Below are 19,205 nucleotides of genomic sequence, written 5' to 3'. Positions count from 1 at the left end.
GACGTCGGCTTCCTCCAGGGCTTTCAGACGTCCACCCGCAGGCCCTCCAGCCCCCGGATCACGAAGTTCGGCTTGCGCTCCGGCTCGGCTGCCAGGGACAGCGTCGGGGCCCGCTCCAGCAACGCGGCCATGGACGCCGCCAGTTCGATACGGGCCAGCGGTGCGCCGATGCAGTAGTGGATGCCGGCGCTGAAGGAGATGTGCGGGTTGTCGGCGCGGGTGAGGTCCAGCCGCTCCGGCGCCTCGAAGACCTTCGGGTCATGGTTCGCCGAGCCGAAGAGCATGGCGATCTCCGCGCCACGAGGGACGGTCGTACCGTCGATCTCGATGTCGTCGAGAACCCACCGCTCGAAGAGCTGGAGCGGGGTGTCGTAGCGCATCAGCTCCTCCACCGCCGTAGGGATCAGGGAGTGGTCCGCACGCAGGGCCGCCAGCTGCTCGGGGTGACGGAACAACGTCCACCACCCGTTCACCGTGGCATTGACCGTCGCCTCGTGCCCCGCGTTCAGCAGCAGGACACACGTGGAGATCATCTCCTGCTCGGTGAGGCGGTCACCCTCGTCGTGCGCCGCGATCAGGCCCGAGATCAGGTCGTCGCCCGGCTCCTTGCGACGCGCCTCGATCAGCTCCCGCAGATACTCCGTGAACTCGACCGACGCCCGGACCGCCTTCGCCGCCGTCTCCTCGGACGGCTTCAGCTCGTACATCCCGCAGATGTCCGCCGACCAGGGCCGCAACGGCGCCCGGTCGGACTCCGGGATGCCCAGCATCTCGGCGATCACCGCCACCGGCAGCGGCTCCGCCACATCGGTCAGCAGATCGCCGCCGCCGGCCTCCACCAGACCGGCGACCAGCTCACCCGCCAACCGGTCGACGTACGGCTTCAGCTGCTCGACCGTACGCGGCGTGAACGCCTTCGACACCAGCCGCCGGATGCGCGTGTGGTCCGGGGGCTCCAGGTCGAGCATCCCGTGGTCGTTGAGCACATGGAACGGCTCGTGCTCGGCCGGCGGCGCCGTCCGCCCGAAGTCCTCGTGCGCGAACCGGTGCTGATACGTCCGGCCCAGGCGTCGGTCCCTCAGCAACGCCGACACATCCGCGTGATGCGGCACCAGCCACTGCTTCGTGGGCTCGTAGTAGTGCACCCGGCCACGCGCACGCAGCTCCTCGTACGCCGGGTACGGGTCCGCCACGAACGCCGGGTCCCACGGGTCGAAGGCCTGCGGAGTCTCCAAAGCTGCCATGAACGGACGCTAGCCCGACGCACCCCCCTCTGAACAGGGGCGTCTCGTCCAGCGGCGTCCCAACCAGCGGCATCTCGGCGGGGCGCGTCTCGACGCGGGGCTCGCCCTAGGCCTGCGGCAGGGACCCCCGTGCCCTGCCGCCTGCCCCGCCCTCGCCCCGGTTGCTCACCTCGGCGTGACCAACCGTGCCTCGTACGCGAACACCGCCGCCTGGGTTCGGTCCCGCAGGCCCAGCTTCACCAGGATGCGGCTCACATGGGTCTTGATCGTGGACTCGGCGACAACGAGACGCCCCGCGATCTCCGCGTTCGACAGGCCCTGGGCGATGAGGACCAGCACCTCCGTCTCCCGCTCGGTCAGATCCCCGTACGCCGCCTGCGCCGTGGACGAGAGCCGGGGCGCGTCCGCGAGCTTGGAGAACTCGGTGATCAGCCGCTTGGTGACGGAGGGAGCGAGCAGCGCCTCCCCGGCCGCCACCACCCTCACCCCATCGGCGAGCTGCCGCGCCGAGGCATCCTTGAGCAGGAAGCCGGAGGCTCCCGCGCGCAGCGCCTGGTACACGTACTCGTCGAGGTCGAACGTCGTCAGCACCAGCACCTTCGCGGCACCGTCCGCGGCGACGATCTCCCGGGTCGCCTCGATCCCGTTCATCTCCGGCATCCGGATGTCCATCAGCACGACGTCCGGTGCGAGCTCACGGACCCGCTCGACCGCGTCCCGGCCGTTCACCGCCTCGCCGACCACCTCGATGTCCGGCATCGCGCCGAGCAGCACGGAGAAGCCCTCGCGGACCATCACCTGGTCGTCGGCGATCAGTACGCGAATGGTGCCGCTGGTGCCGCCCGTCATCCGGACTCCTCCATGGCGGGCACCGGCAGGAACACCGTCACCTCATAGCCCCCGTCGTCCGCCTCGCCCGCCGTCATCTCGCCGTCCAGCATCGTGACCCGCTCGCGCATACCGGTGATGCCGTGCCCCGCGCCGTGCGTGGACTTCGTCAGGCTCGTCGCCGGCGCGGGGCCGTTGACTATGCGCAGGCCGAGCCCGCCGAGGACGTAACCGATCTCCACACGGGCCGCCGCACCCGGCGCGTGCCGCAGCGTGTTGCTGAGCGCCTCCTGGACTATCCGGTACGCCGACAGCTCGACGCCCTGCGGCAGTTCGCGCACCGCGCCGGTCACGGCCTTCTCGACGGTCAGGCCCGCGTCCCGCACATTGGCGAGGAGCGCGTCGAGGTCGGCGAGGGTGGGTTGGGGGGCGTCCGGAGCCTCGTAGTCCTCGGCCCGGACGACACCGAGCACGCGGCGCAGCTCGGTCAGCGCCGCCACCGCGTTCTCCCGGATCGTGATGAAGGCCTGCTCCAGCTCCGGCGGCGGGTTCTCCACCCGGTAGGGGGCGGCCTCCGCCTGGATGGCGACCACCGACATGTGGTGGGCGACCACGTCGTGCAGCTCGCGGGCGATGGTCGTGCGCTCTTCGAGAAGGGTGCGCTTGGAGCGCTCCTGTGCCGTCTCCGACTGGTGGGCTGTGACCTCCTGCTCCGCCTCTCGGCGTATGTGCAGGACGGTGACGACGAGGAGTGCGAGGGCGGTGACGAACAGCAGCGGCACGGTGTTGGTGGCGTAGTACCCCGCGCCGAAGAAGGTCTCGGCGACCATCCCGTACACCGCGGTCAGCACCCACATCCATGCGGCGGTGCGTGGCCTCGTCCGCAGCGCCACGACCGTCAGCACCACCAGATGGGCGGCGAAACTGCCGGGCTGCCACGGCCAGTCGCTCCAGCCGCTGCCGAGCACGGCGGCGACCGGTGTCGCCGCGAGCGAGAACCAGAAGGCACCGACCGGCCGGATCAGGGTCGCCAGGACCGGGAGCAGGGCGAGGAGTCCGGACACCAGCGTCCCGACGCTGCCGGCGTCGCCGTCCACGGAGGCCACGGCCATCGCCATCAGTCCGGCCGCCGCCACCGCGGCGTGCGGGGTCCAGGCCGCGTACTCCCTTATTTTTCCGTGCAGGCGTCGGGTGAGCGGGCCGTCCAGCCGCATCCGCGGCAGCGGGCGGTAGGCGAAGGCGTCGTGGAACAGGTCCTGCCGCAGCCCGCGCAGGGCGTCCGCGGCCAGCCGGAACTCCGGGCTGCGTGGCTTGGCACCGCCTGGCGGTGTCATCTGCGTCTGGGTCTGGGTCGTCTCGGTCACGTTCAAAACGGTAGGCCGCCGCGGGGGGCTCGGTCGTCACCTGCGAGGAGGGTCCTTGCGGATCCGTCTCAGGTACTACGGGTATGGCCGGGGTCCGTCGGCCGGTGGGTGGGCGGGGGCGTGGGCGGGTGCGTGCGTGGGTGGGTGTGTCGCCTGCCGCCGGCGGGTGGGGCGCCCTGTGCCGGTGGGTGGGGCGGGGCCGCGCCGGTACATCCAGCCCGTCGCCGGTGGGCATTACTGCCTGCTTCCACAGCATGAACTTGCCCATAACCACGTAAGCGACGGGCTGGACGTACCGACACGGCCCCTTCCGTGCGTCGCCGACCGCGCCGCCGTCTTGGCTGGGAGTGGGTGGGACCGTGCATCGCCGGCTGCGGGCCGTATCGGCTGGGGGCTTGCGGGGGCACGTGGTCGGGGGCGCCGCGGGCGCGGCACGTGGTCGAGGGGTGGGGTCAGTAGCCCGACGGGCGGACCAGGCCCGACTCGTAGGCGAAGACCGCTGCCTGGGTGCGGTCGCGTAGGCCCAGTTTTACGAGGATGCGGCCTACGTGGGTCTTCACGGTCTGTTCGGCTACCACCAGGCGTTCGGCGATCTCCGCGTTCGACAGGCCCTGAGCGATGTGTGCGAGGACTTCCGTCTCGCGTTCGGTCAGTTCGCCCACGCGCTGCTTGAGGGGGGCGCGGGGGGTGGAGTCGAGGCGGGAGAACTCGGCGATGAGGCGGCGGGTGATGCCTGGGGCGAGCAGGGCGTCGCCCGCCGCTACCACCCGTACCGCCTCGGCGAGCTGGTCGGCGGACGCGTCCTTGAGGAGGAAACCGGAGGCGCCGGCGCGCAGGGCGTCGTACACGTACTCGTCGAGGTCGAAGGTGGTGAGGACCAGGACCTTGATGTGGGGGGTCTTCTCGGTGATGCGGCGGGTGGCCTCGATGCCGCCTAGCTCGGGCATGCGGATGTCCATCAGGACGACGTCCGGGGCGAGCTCGGCGACTTTGACGATCGCGTCGAGGCCGTCGACCGCCTGGCCGACCACCTCGATGTCGGGCTGGGTGTTGAGCAGCACGGTGAAGCCCTGGCGGACCATCTGCTGGTCGTCTGCGATCAGTACGCGGATGGTGCCGCTCGCGCTTGTCATGGGGTCTCTTCTCCTGGGAGGCCTGTGGAGTTGTCGTCGGTGGAGCCAGGGGGCGGGGGGTCGTCCTTCGAGCCTTCGCCTGCGGGAGCCGCGCCGTTGCGGGGCAGGAAGGCCGCCACCGCGAAGCCGCCGCACGATGTCTCCGAGGTCACGAGGGTGCCACCGAGCATCGCGACGCGCTCCCGCATGCCGAGCAGACCGTGCCCGGCGCCCGGGGACGGTGGGGCGGGGCGCTCAGGTCTCGAGTTGACGACCCGGACCTGGAGGCCGCGCGGGAAGTGCCAGAGTTCGACGCGGACCGCGGAACCGGGCGCGTGCCGAAGGGCGTTGCTCAGCGCCTCCTGGATGATCCGGTACGCCGACAGCTCCACGCCGGGCGCGAGGGGGAGTTGCTCGCCGGTGATCTCCGTGGTCACGTCCAGTCCGGCGGCCCGGGTGTTCTCGACGAGGGCGTCGAGGCGGTCGAGCGTGGGCTGCGGGGCGTCCGGCGCGGCGCCCGTACCGGCACCGAGGCCGTACGGGTCCTCGGGGTTCTCCGAGCGCAGCACGCCGAGGACGCGGCGCAGTTCGGTCAGCGCCTCCAGCGCGTTCTGCCGGATGCCCTCCAGGTTCTCCTTCAGCTCCTCGGTGGGGTTCTCGACCAGGTGCGGGGCGACCTGGGCCTGAATGGAGATCACCGACATGTGGTGGGCGACCACGTCGTGCAGTTCGCGGGCGATCCGGTTGCGCTCCTCCAGGAGGGTGCGGCGGGCGCGCTCCTCCTCGGTCAACGAGGCCTGCTCGACGAGCTGGGTGCGGGCCTCGCGACGGCCTCGGAGGGCGGTGCCGAGGAGGACGACGGCGGCGAAGACGACGATCGCCATCAGCCCCGTCGAACGGTAGGCCTGCCCGCCGACCAGCCCCTGCACGACGTACGTCGCCAGGGCGGTCAGGGACAGTGCGCCGACGGCCACGCGCGCGGGTACCCGCAGGGCGAGGAGGAAGAGCACGAAGGCCTGCGCGGTGATCGCGGGCGAACTCCACGGCCAGTCCGGGCCCGGCGGCAGGAAGTCCACCGGCATGTGCCCCCGGGCGGCCGAGGCGGCCAGCACCGTGGCTCCCAGCGACAGCCACCAGGCCGGCACGGGCCGCCACAGGGCGAGGGCGATCGCCCCTCCCTGCGCGAGCCCGGTCGACGTGCCCATCGCGAAGCCCAGCCGATAGGAGTTGTTCAGCGCGTCCACACCCGCGAGCGCCACGCCGAGGGCGATCCAGCACACCACGACATGCGGCAGCCAGCGCAGCCACCGCGGCCGGGACAGCGGCGGCAACGGCGCGGCCGACGACGACCCGAGGTCGGTCAGGACCGAGCCGACGAGAGTTCTGACGCCCCGTGCGCGGGCGGCGGGGCGGGTGTTGGGCGCCGCGGCGTTGCCCGAGGCTTCCTGCGGGTTGGGCTTGTTCGGCTTGTTGGGCTTGCGCGGGGCTTTTCGAGGGGTGGACTCGCCCTTGCCGTCCTGCCGTTGGGGACGGCGCGTCGTGTCCCGCGGGCTGAGCCCGGCGTCGTGGGACACCGGAGGCACGGGGGGCGGCATGGGAGACGTGGAGGGCTCGCTGTCCGGGTCCCGGTGCTCCTCGCTGGTCACGTGGCCAACCCTAGGCACGAGGCATCGCCTTTGCTCCCGCCCGGCCTGGGCGGCGGTTGATGCGGACGACTCGCGACGGGCGGCCGGTACGGCGGCGCGGCCCCTGTTCGTAGGTGCGAAAGGCGGACCAGCAGACGGCGAGGGCGAGGCCGAAGACAGGCAGCCAGGCGAGCCGGGCGGCCACCCAGCCCAGCCCGTCCGGGGTGGTGTGCAGGCCGGGGAGACGGCCCGCGAGGAGGCCCAGGGCGGTGACCGCCATCATGGACGTCTGGTGCCACAGGAATATCGTCATCGCGGAGAGATTGGCGAAGGCGATCCCCGCCCAGGCCGCGGGGCGCCGCATCACCCGGCGCAGCGGCTCGCGCAGCAGCAGGGCGAGGCCGCACTGGGCCAGACCGAAGGTGACCGCGGCCAGAGTCGGCGGGTCCAGGTTGGAGACCGCGGAGCCCGGGACGCCGACCATCGACGCCGGGTAGCCGGCCCACGCCACCAGCGCCGCCGTCACGGCCGCACCGCCGGTGAACAGCACCCAGCCCGCGCGCCGCCGGTCCAGCTCACCGCGTGTCCAGGCCGCGCCGAGGGTGTACGGCACCAGCCAGCCCGCCGCGACGTTCACCCAGCCGAGCCAGGACGGGCCGCCGAGGCCGAAGCGAATGAGGTCCACATGGAGGACGACGGCCAGCGGCCACAGCGGGTTGATCCGCGTCACCAGGGGCGTCGCCGCGGTCAGTCCGGCGAAGACCAGGAGGAACCAGAGCGGGGACAGGGCGAGCTTCACCAGCGTGTGGACAGTCGCGAAGTCCGCGCCCGACGCGAACAGACAGGCCGTGGCCGCCGTCCAGAGGGTCAGCACCGCCGCCACCGGCCTGAAGAGACGGCCCAGTCGGGCACGCAGCCACTGCCCGTACGTCGTGCCACGCGCCCGCGCCGACGCATAGCTCTTCGTCGCCACATGCCCGCCCACCAGGAAGAACACGGCGAGCGTCTGGAAGACCCAGGAGATCGGGGCCAGCCAGGGCATGTGCTGCAAGGGGCTCGCCGTACGCAGCGCGCCGCCGTCCGCGACCAGGGCCGTCACCAGCCAGTGGCCGAGGACGACACCGAGAATCGCGAGGGCCCGCAGGGCATCGACGGCACGGTCACGCTCCGCGGGGGTCGCCTCGTCGATGCGGTGTGCGGCGGTGCGTATGGCGTTCAGCGCGGGACGGGGTCGGGGCACGCGGCCCACGGCCGGGGGTGCCAGTGCCCCCTGCGGGCCGTCGACGCGCGCCGGAGCGTTCTTCCGAAGACTCGGGCTCACTTCACGCGAACTCACTTCACGCGGACTCGATTCAGGCGGACTCACTTCACGCGGACTCGATTCACGCGGACTCGATTCACGCGGACTCGATTCAGGCGGACTCACTTCATGCAGGCTCATTTCACGCAGGCGCATTTCACGTCGCCGCGTTCCGCGCAGGCTCATTTCACGCACGGGTCACCTCCGAGGTGTCGCCGAGGACGATGCGGGCGAGGTTGTCCAGGGACACCGAGCCCGGTGTGAAGTAGTCGCTGTGGCCGCCGTCGCCCGCCGCGAAGACGTGGGCGCCGAAGGCCGGGGACACCGGGTCGGTGCCGAAGCCGACGGTCGTGCCGAAGAGGTCGGTGCTCGTGTGCGGAACGTGCGCGACCCAGTCGTCGGCGCCTCGGGCCGCCCAGACGCGGGCGGACGTGTGCAGCGCCGCCGCGGAGTCCGCTCCGGTGCCCGGGCTGCCGATGAGGGCGATGTCCGCCACGTCCAGACCCTGGGCCGCGCGGCCGCAGACCACCGAGCCGTACGAGTGGCACAGCAGGGATATCCGCGCCGACTGGCCGACGACGCCGCGCAGTTCGCGTATGAACCCCTTGAGGCGCGGGGCCGCGTCTTCCGCCCGGCCCGTCGTCAGGACCGTGGGACTCACCGTGCCCGGCGTCTCGTAGCCGAGCCAGGCGACGACGGCCGTGCGCGGGCCGAGGCGGTCGTGCAGGGCGAGGGCGCCGGCGCGGAAGCGGCCGTACGTCTCCAGGCTGGTGTCGGAACCGGGGACCAGGACGGCCACGCGGTCGGCGTGGGCGAGGTCGCCGAAGACCTCGACGGCCTGGCCGGCGCCCCGGCCGTCGAAGGAGAGGAAGCGGCGGGAGGGGGCGGCCATGGCGCGGTCAGCGGCGGCGCGGGTGCGGTCGCCGTGGTCCGCGGCCATGCGGGCCGCCTCCGCGGCGTTGGCACGGTTGGCCGCATACGCCGTGTCCAGCGTCGATGCCGTCACCGGCGCGAGGACCGCGGGTGCCGGGGCGGGTATCCGAGGCCGGGCGGCGGCGGACACGGGGACGACCACGGCGCCCATGACCAACGCGGCGAGCAGAGCACGACGCACCCGCCGGACGACTCGGCCCGCACCTCGGCCGGACCCTCGCCGCGCAGCCTCCGCAGCCCGGGCAGCCCCCAGCCCCTCCTGACCCATGGCCATGGCGTCCTTCCCTCCCAGTCCGCCCACTCATCGGGCGTCGCTGGAAGGGAAGTTACGGACCGTGACGTGTCGTCGTCGTCCCACTGGGGAGCTCACCTGAGAGGTAGCTCTCAGGTACTACGGGTATGACCGGGAACACTCAGGGGAACTCAGGGGAACAGCCAACTCCCCCTACCACCAGGCCAGTTGGATGACCGGTCACCAGGCAAGCTGGGCGATCTCCTCGGCCACCACCGCGCACGCGTCCGCCGCCGGGTCGATCAGGGGGAAGTGGCCGACGTCCTCCAGGAGCGTCAGGCCGACCACCTCTCCCGCCTTGGCGGCCGCGTCGGCGTACGACTCGGCGACGGCCTGCGGGACGACGATGTCGGTGCGGCCCTGGACGAGAGTGGTGGCGATCCCGGTGGGGAGGAGGAGCGCCGGGTCGGCGTACGGCAGGCGATCCGCGAACTCACCTTCCCCGCCCAGGAGTTGGCGGGCGGCACCGCCGCAGACGTCGAGCTTCTCCGCGACCTGGAAGTCCGCGATCGGGGCGAGGGCGACGACGCCGCGCAAGGGGGCGGGCCGGTCGGTGCGCCAGGGAGCGTCGGCGGGGAGGAGGTGACGCGCGGCGGCCCACAGGGCCAGCTGACCGCCCGCCGAGTGGCCCGTGACGACCATGCGCCGGGCATCGGCCTGCGGCAGCAGCTCACGCACGAGGGCGGGCAGCGCGTCGAACGCGGCCGCGATGTCGTCGAAGGTGTCCGGCCAGCGACCCGCGACCGGACCACCGGCGCCCTGCACCGGACCCGGCCCGCCCTGCGCGGGGATCGGGCCGCCCTCCGGCTTGGCGGCGGGGCCACCCCGCCGATACTCGACGTTCGCCACGGCAAAACCACGGCGGGCCAGGAAGTCCGCGAACGGGGTGATGTGGCGACGGTCGTACGGGGCGCGCCAGGCACCGCCGTGCAGGACGACCACGAGAGGGGCGAGGACTGCGGGGTCCGGCTCGCGCGGGACGTAGAAGTCGATCACCTGGTCGGGGTCGTCGCCGTACGCGGCGGTGATGTCGGGGTCCACGGGCGGATGCGAGAAGGCCGACGCCTCTTCCGCGGCGTCGCGCTCCGCTGCGGTCCCGTCGGCTGCGGCGTCGTCCTGCATGCTCCAACCTCTCAGCGGTGAAACGGATTTGGCGGACCAGGGGAGAATTCGGCCGTTGGCCGGGACGGTATCAGGCCCGTGACGTGCGTCTACACCGGGATATCACGCTCGGTTAGGGTTAAACGGTCCTGCCGTTTCGTTACGCTGGCGGGTAGCGTCCACCATGGTGGGCCTGCCCGTGGGCCTGCCCGCGGTCCCACCCGTGATGCGTCCGCGGTCCCGCCCGTGGTGCGTCCGCGTTCACGTCCCTCAAGGAGGTCGCCATGTCCGCCGAGCCCGGCACCGTACGTCCCGGAGGGCGTACCGCGCGTGTCCGTGCGGCCGTGTTGCGGGCCGCCGGGGATGTGCTCGCCGAGCAGGGGTTCGCGCATCTCGATCTGGCCGATGTGGCTCGGCGGGCCGAGGTGGGGAAGACGACCGTGTACCGGCGGTGGGGGTCGGTGACGGGCCTGGTCGCCGATCTGCTCGGTGACATGGCCGAGCAGTCCGTTCCCCGTACGGAGACGGGGAGCGTGCTCGGGGATCTGCGGGCCAATGCCGCGCTGGTGCGGCGGACGTTGGCCGATCCTCGGCAAGGGGCGTTGTTCCGGGCGGTCATTGCTGCGGCGGCGTGTGACTCTCGTACGGCGGAGGCGTTGCGGCGGTTCTACGACGTGCGGGTCGCTGAATGGGCGCCGTGTGTGGAACAAGGGGTTGTGCGGGGGGAGTTGCCGGTGGGGACCGATTCCGGGCTGGTTGTGCGGGCGGTGTCGGCGCCGCTCTATTACGCGTTGCTCACCACGGGGGTGGTTCCGGATGCCGCCGCGGCCGATCGTGCGGCCGAGGCGGCGGTTGCCGCGGCCGCGGCCGGGGTGTACGTCGTCGGGTGACCCGGCCAGGAGGTTTTCGCCCCCGCCGCCCCTACCCGTCCCATCCCGTTCCTGGGGGCTGCGCCCCCAGACCCCCCTCAAGATTGCGCCGTTCCGCGCGCCCCTGAAAGTCGTCTGCGGGCCCGTGGGGGCTGGGCGCGCAGTTCCCCGCGCCCCTAAAAGACAAAAGACCGGGGGCGGGCCGGGGGCGGGCCGGAAGCGGGCCGGGGGCGACGCGGCGCCGCACCCGACGACGCACGGAAGGGGGCGGGTCGGTACGTCGCGAGCCCGTCGCTTACGTGGTCGCTTGCCCAGTTCCGCCGTGGCAGCGGGCAGTAATGTCCACCGGCGACGGGCTCGCGATGTACCGGCCCGGCCCCGACCCACCCACCCGCCGCCCCCAGGCGAACCGGCTAGCCCAGCGTCTCCCCCAGCACCCTCGCCGCCCGCTCCACGTCCCCGAACCCCACGTACAACGGCGTGAAGCCGAAGCGCAGGACGTCCGGGTGGCGGAAGTCGCCGACCACGCCGCGTTCGATGAGGCGCTTCATCACCTCGCCCGCGTCGGGGCAGCGCAGCGCGACCTGGCTGCCCCGTTCCGCGTGGGCGGACGGAGTGATCGACTCCACCCTGCCCCCGGTGACGTACGCCGCGACGCACTCCAGGAAGAAGTCCGTCAGGGCGAGGGACTTGGCACGGACGGCGTCGATCGAGACGTCCTCCCACACCTCCAGCGCCGCTTCGAGGGCCAGCATCGAGAGGATGTCCGGCGTGCCGACGCGGCCCCGCAGCGCGCCCGGCGCGGGAGCGTACGACGGGCTCATGCCGAAGGGGTCGGCGTGGGAGTTCCAGCCGGGGAGGGGGGAGTCGAAGCGGTCCTGGAGGTCGCCGCGGACGTACAGGTACGCCGGTGAACCCGGGCCGCCGTTCAGGTACTTGTACGTGCAGCCGACCGCCAGGTCGACCCCGTGCTCGTCCAGCCCGACCGGCAGGGCGCCCGCGCTGTGGCACAGGTCCCAGACCGCGAGCGCGCCCGCGTCATGGATCGCGGACGTCAGCGACGGAAGGTCGTGCAGCCGACCGGTGCGGTAGTCGACGTGGTTCAGCAGGACCGCCGCCGTACGGGGTCCTACCGCACCCGGCACCTCCGCCGGCTCCAGCGGGCGCAGCTCGCAGCCCGTCAGGCGCGCCGCCGACGCCGCGATGTACCCGTCCGTCGGGAACGTCGTCGCGTCGACGAGGATCTCGTTCCGGCCGCTCCGGCCGTCCCGGCCGTCCCCGACCAGCCGTACGGCCCCCACAAGCGCCTTGAAGACGTTCACACTTGTCGAGTCGCCGACCACGATCTGTCCGGGCGCGGCCCCGACCAGCGGAGCGATCCGGTCGCCGATCCGCTCCGGCGCCGTCCACCACCCGCTCTCCTCCCAGGAGCGGATACGGAGCTCACCCCACTGCCGGCGCACCACGTCGTCGACCCGCCCGGGCACCCCCACCGGCAGCGCGCCCAGCGAGTTCCCGTCCAGGTACACGACCTCGTCCAGCACGAACTGCTCGCGCAGCTTGGCGAGTTCGTCGGCCGCGTCGAGCTCGGCGGCCCTCTCCCGCAGCTCAGGCACGTCAGGCATGTCAGACTCCCGCAGCTCAGTCACGTCAGGCACGTCAGACATGGGACCTCGCCGTCCACAGCTCCGGGAACACGTTCTTCTGCGCCCGCTTCTCCAGCCAGGCAACCCCGGCGGAGCCGCCCGTGCCGGTCTTCGCGCCCATCGCGCGGCGCGTGGCGACGAGATGGTCGTTGCGCCATCGCCACACCAGCTCGGCGACATCGGTCAACGCCTCGCCGAGGCGGGCGAGTTCATCGTTCTCGGGGCCCTCGTACAGGGACGTCCACGCGGCCTCGACCTCGGGGGAGGGCTCGTACCTCGTGGACACGTCCCGCGACAGCACGGCGTCCGGGATCGCGTGCCCGTGCCGCGCCAGCAGCCGCAGCACCTCGTCGTACAGGCTCGGTTCGTGCAGCGCCTTCTCCAGCTCGGCGTGCACGCGCGGCGCGCCCCGGTGCGGGACCAGCATGGACGCGGACTTCTCGCCGAGCAGGAACTCCATCCGGCGGTACATCGCGGACTGGAAGCCGGAGCCCTCGCCGAGGGCGGAGCGGTACGAGTTGAACTGGCCGGGGGTGAGCTGGCCGAGCGGCCGCCAGGAGGCGTTCAGCGCCTCCAGTTCCCGTACGGACCGCTTCAGCGCGGCCACGGCCGTCGGGACGTCGTCCGAGCGGAGGGCCTTCGCCGCCGTCTCCCACTCATGGACGATGACCGTGAACCACAGCTCCATGACCTGGGTGGTGACCAGGAAGACCATCTCTCCGGGGTCGTCGGAGCGGGTGTGCTGGAGGTGGGTGAGGACGTCCGCCTGGACGTAGTCCTCGTACGGGGTGGTTCCCTGGAAGTCGAGATGCGGGGTCTCGGGCTCCTGAGCCTCTGCGAGCTGAGCCTCTGCGGGCTGAACCTCGACGGGCTGGGCCGGATGGGACGACATCGCTGTCTCCTGATGCGTACTCCGGGTAGCGGTCCGCCCCTGCCGTTATCGACACGGGGGCCCCGGTCCCCACCGGGCATCCTCCACAATCGTCCCCCGAAACCGCAAGGTCCGCCTGGTCACATCGACCAGGCGGACCCGCGTGACCTGCGTGGACTCAGCCCAGCGTCTGCGCCGCCGTCGGCGAGGAGTCCTTCAGGAACTGGCTGCAGCGCTCGTACTCCTCCTGCTCGCCGATCGCCTGCGCGGCGCGGGCGAGGCCGTGCAGGGCGCGCAGGAAGCCGCGGTTCGGCTCGTGCTCCCAGGGCACCGGACCGTGGCCCTTCCAGCCGCCGCGGCGCAGGGCGTCCAGGCCGCGGTGGTAGCCGGTACGGGCGTAGGCGTACGACTCGACGACACTGCCACGCTCGTACGCCTCGTCCGCGAGCTGCGCCCAGGCGAGCGAGGAGGTGGGGTACTTGGCGGCGACATCGGCGGACGCCGTGCCGTTCGCGAGGAGCTCGCGCGGCCCCGGGTCGTCGGGCAGGTGGGTCGGGGGCGGTCCCCCGAGGAGGTTCTCGTGAATCGTCATGGTTCCAGTCTGCTGCATCGCTGGGGAGCGACCGCTCGGTGAGGGAGCGGCAACGTTTCGCCGTGAGCCCGGCAGCGCACGGGATCCGGCTCTCCGGGACCGCGAAGATCAAGCGGCTGGACCAGTGCCGGAAGCCGTGGGCCCCGGAGAGATCGGAGAGCCCGGAGCGGCGCGCTGCGGCTCCAGCGGCGGCGCCGTCACGCACCCGTGCGTACGGCACTCGGGGTGCCGGCAGTCGGGTGCCAGGCGGCGTACGGTCGTGAAGGCCAGCGCCGCCCCCACCACCAGGACGCCCGCGCACAGCGGCATCGCCCGCCGGAAGGCGGCGTTGAAGGCGTCCGCCGAGCGGTACGCGTCCGGGCCCATCCCGGTGAGCAGCGGCAGCGCGGCCACGGCGATGAGACCGGCCGCGCGGGCCGCCGCGTTGTTGATCCCGCTGGCCAGGCCCGCCCGCGCGGTGTCCACGGAGGCGAGGACGGTGGCGGTCAGGGGCGCGACCAGCGTCACCATGCCCGCGCCCATCACCAGCAGCGCGGGCAGGACATCGACGACGTACGCGGCGTCCGGGCCCACCCGCAGCATCAGCAGCATCCCGGCCGCGCACAGCAGCGGGCCCACCGTGAGCGGGATGCGCGGGCCGATGCGCTGGGCGAGCTCGCCGGAGCGGGCGGAGAACAGCAGCATCAGGGCGGTCGTCGGCAGCAGCGCCGTACCGGCCTGGAGGGCCGAGTAACCGGCGACGACCTGGAGCTGGAGCGCGGTCAGGAAGAAGAACCCGGCGAAGGCCGCGTACACGCACAGGGTGACGAGATTGACGGCCGTGAACTGGCGCGAGGCGAAGATGTCGAGCGGCATCATCGGATCGGGCCGCCGCTTCTCGACGTACACGAAGGCGACCCCCGCGGCGACACCCCCGACCGCCGTCACCACGACGAGCACGGAGCCGCTGCGGGCCTCGATCAGCGCGTACGTCACCAGTGCGAGCGACAGTGCGCCGAGGGCGGCGCCGAGCACGTCGAAGCCCTTGTGCGTCTGGCCGTCGGCCGACTCGGGGACGTGCCGGAGCGCGATCGGGGCGCACACCAGCGCCACCGGGATGTTCAGCAGGAAGACCCAGCGCCAGCCGGGGCCGTCCACCAGCCAGCCGCCCAGGAACGGGCCGATCGCCGCGCCGACGCCCCCGAAGCCGGACCACAGGCCGACGGCCCGGGCCCGGTCGTCCGGATGGAAGGACGCCTGGATGAGTGCGAGCGAACCGGGGGTGAGCAGCGCCCCGCCGATCCCCTGCAACGCCCGGGCGGCGATCAGCACTCCACCACTGGGCGCGAGCCCGCACAGCAGCGAGGCCGCGGCGAACCACACCACACCGATGACGAACACCTTCCGGCGCCCGAAGCGGTCCCCGAGCGAGCCGCCCAGCAGGATCAGCCCCGCCAGGGTGAGCATGTACGCGTTCACGGTCCACTGGAGGTCCGCGAGGCTCGTGTCCAGGTCACGGCCGATGCGCGGCAGCGCGACATTGACGACCGTGGAGTCCAGCATGGCCATGCTGGAACCAAGGACAGTGGTCAGCAGGATCCACTTCCCCGTGGGGGTGGAAATCCGTACGGCCGGTCTCTCCTGCGCCGGGGCAGCCATACCTCGGAGCATACGGAAGGGCCCGGCACCGCGGGGGTGCCGAGCCCGAACCGATGGGAGTACTGGTGGGAGTACTCGGGGGAGTACCGGAGGGGTACTACTTGAGCTTGGTGCCCGTGGAACGCAGCGCCGCGCAGGCCTCGACCACACGCGCCGCCATGCCGGCCTCGGCCAGCTTGCCCCAGGTGCGCGGGTCGTACTTCGACTTCGTGCCAACCTCGCCGTCGACCTTCAGGACGCCGTCGTAGTTGCGGAACATGTGGTCCGCGACGGGACGGGTGAACGCGTACTGGGTGTCGGTGTCGAGGTTCATCTTCACGACGCCGTTCTCCAGCGCGGTGGCGATCTCCTCGGCGGTCGAGCCGGAGCCGCCGTGGAAGACGAAGTCGAACGGGTTCGCCTTGCCGTACTTGGCGGCGACGCCCGCCTGGAGGTCCTTGAGGAGCTCGGGGCGCAGCACGACGTTGCCCGGCTTGTAGACGCCGTGCACGTTGCCGAAGGACGCGGCGAGCAGGTAGCGGCCCTTGTCGCCCAGGCCGAGGGCCTCGGCGGTACGCAGCGCGTCGTCGACGGTCGTGTACAGCTCGTCGTTGATCTCGTGCGAGACGCCGTCTTCCTCACCGCCGGTGGGGGTGATCTCGACCTCAAGGATGATCTTCGCGGCGGCGGCCTTGGCGAGCAGCTCCTGGCCGATGGCCAGGTTGTCGGCGAGGGTCTCGGCGGAGCCGTCCCACATGTGCGACTGGAACAGCGGGTTCTCACCCTTGGCGACGCGCTCGGCGGAGATGTCGAGCAGCGGACGTACGTAGCCGTCCAGCTTGTCCTTGGGGCAGTGGTCCGTGTGCAGCGCGACCGTGATGTCGTACTTCGCGGCGACGATGTGCGCGAACTCGGCGAGCGCGACAGCGCCGGTCACCATGTCCTTGTTGTGCTGACCGCCCAGGAACTCCGCACCACCGGTGGAGATCTGGATGATGCCGTCGCTCTCGGCCTCCGCGAAGCCGCGCAGCGCAGCGTGCAGGGTCTGGGTCGAGGTCACGTTGATGGCCGGGTAGGCGAACTTGCCTGCCTTCGCCCGGTCGAGCATCTCGTTGTAGACCTCGGGGGTTGCGATGGGCATCTGTCCGCTCCTTGTATGTGCGGGTCTGCGTACTGCTGCTGCGGTACGTCGGGACTGGTGCTTTCGGCCCTGACCTAGGGGGGCGACGTCATCGTCGTCCCCATCTTTCCAGACTTGGCCGGATGCTCCAGACACCGTGTCCGGGATACGGGACGCGGCATACGAGACACGGGACCCCGAGGGCGGCGGGGTCCCGTGCCGGGGCCTGGGAGATGCCTAGTCCAGGCCGAGATCCGTCTTCGAGTACGCGAAGAGGTACGGCACGCCGGCCTGCTCGGCGACCGCCTCGGCGGCACCGGTGTCCCGGTCCACGATCGTGGCCACGGCGACGACCTCGGCACCGGCCTCGCGCAGCGCCTCCACCGCGGTCAGCACCGAGCCGCCGGTGGTGGAGGTGTCCTCGACCGCCAGGACGCGGCGGCCCTTGACCTCGGCACCCTCGATGCGGCGCTGGAGGCCGTGGGCCTTGCCGGCCTTGCGCACGACGAAGGCGTCCAGCGTCTTCCCGCGCGCGGCGGAGGCGTGCAGCATCGAGGTCGCGACCGGGTCCGCGCCGAGGGTCAGACCGCCGACGGCGTCGAAGTCGATGTCGGCGGTCAGGTCGAGCATGACCTGACCGACCAGCGGAGCGGCCACACCGTCGAGCGTGATCCGGCGAAGGTCGATGTAGTAGTCGGCTTCCTTGCCCGACGAAAGGGTCACCTTGCCGTGCACGACGGCCTTGTCCTTGATCTCCTGCAGCAGCGCGCCGCGTACGTCACTCATGTCCGCCAGCTTAGAGGCGCCGCCAGCTCCAGGTCGTGGTGGCTTCGAGGGGCTCGATGGGAGTGACCAGGCGAGGGAGGGTGTTCAGCCCGTTGGGCGGCCCGGTCTGCGGCTCCACACACACGGCGGCCTCCTGCTCGTCGTAGACGACCACCCACTGCTCCCGGCTGGCGACCTTCAGCTCGATCTGCCCCGGCCAGGTGAGCGTCACGTCGACCCCGTCCGGCATGCCGAAGCAGTCGTCCCAGGGGCTGGGCTTCGGCTCGATCCGGCGACCGGTGGGCAGGTGGTCGTCACCGCGCTCCTCCTGCCAGGCGGGGGTGAAGTCCACCTGTGCGTCCTGCTGGCCGAGGTTCCTGTTGAACCACGGGTGCCAGCCGATCTGGGCGGGGAAGGAATCGCCGTACGTCTCCACGGACATGGTGAGCGTGAAGGCGTCCTCGGTCAGGGTGAAGGCCTGGGTGACGCGGCCGGGGTGGGGCCAGGGGGCCACGAGGTCGTGCGTGATGACGGCCTCGTTCGTGGCGGTGCGGGCGGTTTTCCAGGCGCCGTCTCGTGCCGTGCCGTGGATGGCGTGCGGTGGGGAGTTGAGCGGCATCTGCTGGACGGTCGCCCCGTCCAGGAACCGTCCGTCGCGGATCCTTCCGCACCACGGAACCATCGGGAAGCACCCGAACTTCTCGCCCTGCCGCAGCAGTTCGACGCCGCCGACCCGCAGACTTCCGACCCGTCCGCCGTTACCCGGCGCCACGGTCACCTCCGCGTCGCCCGCGGTCAGCGTGATGTCTTCGTTACTCACGAAGTTGACCCTACTGGGACGACCCCACCCCAGGGGCTCCGCCCCTTCGACCCCGGGAGGTTGTGTGTCGGCTGCGGGTGGGTGGGGGCTGATGCAAAAGATTGCGCAGTTCCCCGCGCCCCTAAAAGGGGCGCGGGGAACTGCGCAATCTTTTAGGGGGGTCTGGGGGCGCAGCCCCCAGGGATGGGACGGGTAGGGGCGGCGGGGGCGAGAAAACTCAGCGCCGTCTCCGCAGGGCCCGCGTCAGCGCGATCGCCGAGGCCAGCGCCAGCGCCGCCGCGGGGGCCGCCCACCGCAGAGTGGCACGGGCGGCGGTGGCCTCAGGCGCCGGAACGGGCGCATAGCGGCCACGCGGAGGCGCATGGTCCACCTCCTCCGCACTACGGCCGATCATCGTCCGCCGCGCATGCGCCGCCTCGGCCATGGCGTCCTCCGGCCCCGGCTCCCCCGCCTCCACCACGAACTCCTCCCCCGCCAGCTCGTCATCCACCAGCGGATCGAGCGCGGGAGGCGGAACCTCGGTATCGAAGACAGAGTCGGACTCAGACTCGGACGGGGACTCAGGCTCAGAGTCATCGAGACTTCCGGACTCGGGCTCAGCCACCACATCCGGCCCAGCCTCCGCGTCCCGCTCAGCAGACTCACCCTCGGCGCCCGCCCCCAAGTTCTCCGCGAACCGCCCCAGCAGCCGCACCCCCGCCGAGAGCACGGCATCCGGCGCCAGTTCCGCCACCCGCCCGTCCCCGGAGGCCATGCCACTGAAGGCAAGCGTCGTGCCGCCGTCCGCCGGGACAAGACGCACGGCGAGCGCCAGTTTCACCGAGCCGGCGCCACGGGCCTCGGTCGCGTCGCCCTCGACGGCGTAGGTGCCGTCGTCCTGGGCGGTGACCCGGAGCGCACCGCGGTAGGTGATCGTGTGGCCGCCGACGCGGACCTTCAGGCGGCCGGAGACGGGTGGCGTCCCCGCGTCCTGCTGGAGGCCGGGTACCGCGCGGGCCACCCGTACGGGATCGGCCAGCGCCTCCCTCAGCCGCTCGGCCGGAACCGGAACGAACACCTCATGCTCCATGTCAACCGAGCCTACCCAGCACGACCCGGACCGCACC

The 19,205-nt window shown here is 71.9% G+C and carries 18 protein-coding genes; 2 read left to right on the top strand and 16 right to left on the bottom strand.

Annotated elements, in window-relative coordinates; translation table 11 throughout:
• Positions 1-23 precede the first annotated feature (23 nt).
• The 6 genes from OG975_RS25430 to OG975_RS25405 all read right to left on the bottom strand — a co-directional run bounded on the left by OG975_RS25430 (position 24) and on the right by OG975_RS25405 (position 7,422).
• Positions 24-1,244: a cytochrome P450 gene (locus OG975_RS25430; RefSeq protein WP_406331669.1), complete on the bottom strand. Its 1,221-nt coding sequence runs from the start codon at positions 1,242-1,244 to the stop codon at positions 24-26.
• 165 nt (positions 1,245-1,409) lie between these two features.
• On the bottom strand, positions 1,410-2,093 hold the full coding sequence (locus tag OG975_RS25425) for a response regulator (RefSeq protein WP_406331668.1): 684 nt from the start codon (positions 2,091-2,093) through the stop codon (positions 1,410-1,412).
• The gene (locus OG975_RS25420) at positions 2,090-3,436 is read right to left on the bottom strand and encodes a sensor histidine kinase (protein ID WP_406331667.1); all 1,347 of its coding nucleotides are present in this window, start codon (positions 3,434-3,436) and stop codon (positions 2,090-2,092) included. Before OG975_RS25420 ends, OG975_RS25425 begins: the two co-directional genes overlap by 4 nt.
• A 452-nt stretch (positions 3,437-3,888) precedes the next feature.
• Positions 3,889-4,569: a response regulator gene (locus OG975_RS25415; RefSeq protein ID WP_406331666.1), complete on the bottom strand. Its 681-nt coding sequence runs from the start codon at positions 4,567-4,569 to the stop codon at positions 3,889-3,891.
• Complete coding sequence (locus OG975_RS25410; protein ID WP_406331665.1) at positions 4,566-6,194, bottom strand: histidine kinase; 1,629 nt, start codon at positions 6,192-6,194, stop codon at positions 4,566-4,568. The genes OG975_RS25415 and OG975_RS25410 overlap by 4 nt, the downstream gene beginning before the upstream one ends.
• Positions 6,195-6,204: 10 nt before the next feature.
• Positions 6,205-7,422 (bottom strand): acyltransferase, encoded by a 1,218-nt coding sequence (locus OG975_RS25405; protein WP_406331664.1) that lies wholly within the window; start codon positions 7,420-7,422, stop codon positions 6,205-6,207.
• On the opposite strand from OG975_RS25405, the gene OG975_RS25400 reads away from it, so the two are divergent.
• Complete coding sequence (locus OG975_RS25400; RefSeq protein WP_406331663.1) at positions 7,366-7,737, top strand: pentapeptide repeat-containing protein; 372 nt, start codon at positions 7,366-7,368, stop codon at positions 7,735-7,737. The two genes, OG975_RS25405 and OG975_RS25400, sit on opposite strands and share 57 nt — an antisense overlap.
• Here OG975_RS25400 and OG975_RS25395 read toward each other — a convergent pair.
• Together OG975_RS25395 and OG975_RS25390 are read right to left on the bottom strand one after the other, a co-directional pair.
• The gene (locus tag OG975_RS25395) at positions 7,661-8,680 is read right to left on the bottom strand and encodes an alpha/beta hydrolase (RefSeq protein WP_406331662.1); all 1,020 of its coding nucleotides are present in this window, start codon (positions 8,678-8,680) and stop codon (positions 7,661-7,663) included. The genes OG975_RS25400 and OG975_RS25395 overlap by 77 nt on opposite strands.
• 198 nt (positions 8,681-8,878) lie before the next feature.
• Positions 8,879-9,820: an alpha/beta hydrolase gene (locus tag OG975_RS25390; protein WP_406331661.1), complete on the bottom strand. Its 942-nt coding sequence runs from the start codon at positions 9,818-9,820 to the stop codon at positions 8,879-8,881.
• 263 nt (positions 9,821-10,083) lie between these two features.
• On the opposite strand from OG975_RS25390, the gene OG975_RS25385 reads away from it, so the two are divergent.
• The gene (locus OG975_RS25385) at positions 10,084-10,689 is read left to right on the top strand and encodes a TetR/AcrR family transcriptional regulator (RefSeq protein ID WP_406331660.1); all 606 of its coding nucleotides are present in this window, start codon (positions 10,084-10,086) and stop codon (positions 10,687-10,689) included.
• 392 nt (positions 10,690-11,081) lie between these two features.
• On the opposite strand, the gene kynU is transcribed toward OG975_RS25385, so the two are convergent.
• The 8 genes from kynU to OG975_RS25345 form a co-directional block, all read right to left on the bottom strand.
• Positions 11,082-12,293 (bottom strand): kynureninase, encoded by a 1,212-nt coding sequence (kynU, locus tag OG975_RS25380; protein ID WP_406331659.1) that lies wholly within the window; start codon positions 12,291-12,293, stop codon positions 11,082-11,084.
• A gap of 34 nt (positions 12,294-12,327) precedes the next feature.
• Positions 12,328-13,206 carry a tryptophan 2,3-dioxygenase family protein gene (locus OG975_RS25375; RefSeq protein WP_406331658.1) on the bottom strand — a complete coding sequence of 293 codons (879 nt, stop codon included), beginning with the start codon at positions 13,204-13,206 and terminating at the stop codon, positions 12,328-12,330.
• Between the two features lie 157 nt (positions 13,207-13,363).
• Positions 13,364-13,777, bottom strand: a complete 414-nt coding sequence (locus OG975_RS25370; protein ID WP_406331656.1) for a DUF3151 domain-containing protein — start codon at positions 13,775-13,777, stop codon at positions 13,364-13,366.
• 108 nt (positions 13,778-13,885) lie between these two features.
• Positions 13,886-15,415, bottom strand: a complete 1,530-nt coding sequence (locus OG975_RS25365) for an MFS transporter (protein ID WP_406331655.1) — start codon at positions 15,413-15,415, stop codon at positions 13,886-13,888.
• Positions 15,416-15,512: 97 nt separating this feature from the next.
• Positions 15,513-16,535 (bottom strand): class II fructose-bisphosphate aldolase, encoded by a 1,023-nt coding sequence (gene fbaA / locus OG975_RS25360; protein WP_406331654.1) that lies wholly within the window; start codon positions 16,533-16,535, stop codon positions 15,513-15,515.
• Positions 16,536-16,751: 216 nt separating this feature from the next.
• Complete coding sequence (pyrE, locus tag OG975_RS25355; protein WP_406331653.1) at positions 16,752-17,300, bottom strand: orotate phosphoribosyltransferase; 549 nt, start codon at positions 17,298-17,300, stop codon at positions 16,752-16,754.
• A gap of 10 nt (positions 17,301-17,310) precedes the next feature.
• The gene (locus tag OG975_RS25350) at positions 17,311-18,099 is read right to left on the bottom strand and encodes an aldose 1-epimerase (RefSeq protein ID WP_406331652.1); all 789 of its coding nucleotides are present in this window, start codon (positions 18,097-18,099) and stop codon (positions 17,311-17,313) included.
• A gap of 217 nt (positions 18,100-18,316) precedes the next feature.
• On the bottom strand, positions 18,317-19,168 hold the full coding sequence (locus OG975_RS25345) for an SRPBCC domain-containing protein (RefSeq protein ID WP_406331651.1): 852 nt from the start codon (positions 19,166-19,168) through the stop codon (positions 18,317-18,319).
• Positions 19,169-19,205: the final 37 nt, after the last annotated feature.

This window comes from Streptomyces sp. NBC_00203 (assembly GCF_045206325.1).
GTDB lineage: Bacteria > Actinomycetota > Actinomycetes > Streptomycetales > Streptomycetaceae > Streptomyces > Streptomyces lutosisoli.
The sequence above is the reverse complement of the archived record's forward strand: the minus strand, read 5'-3'. Positions and strand labels throughout refer to the sequence as shown.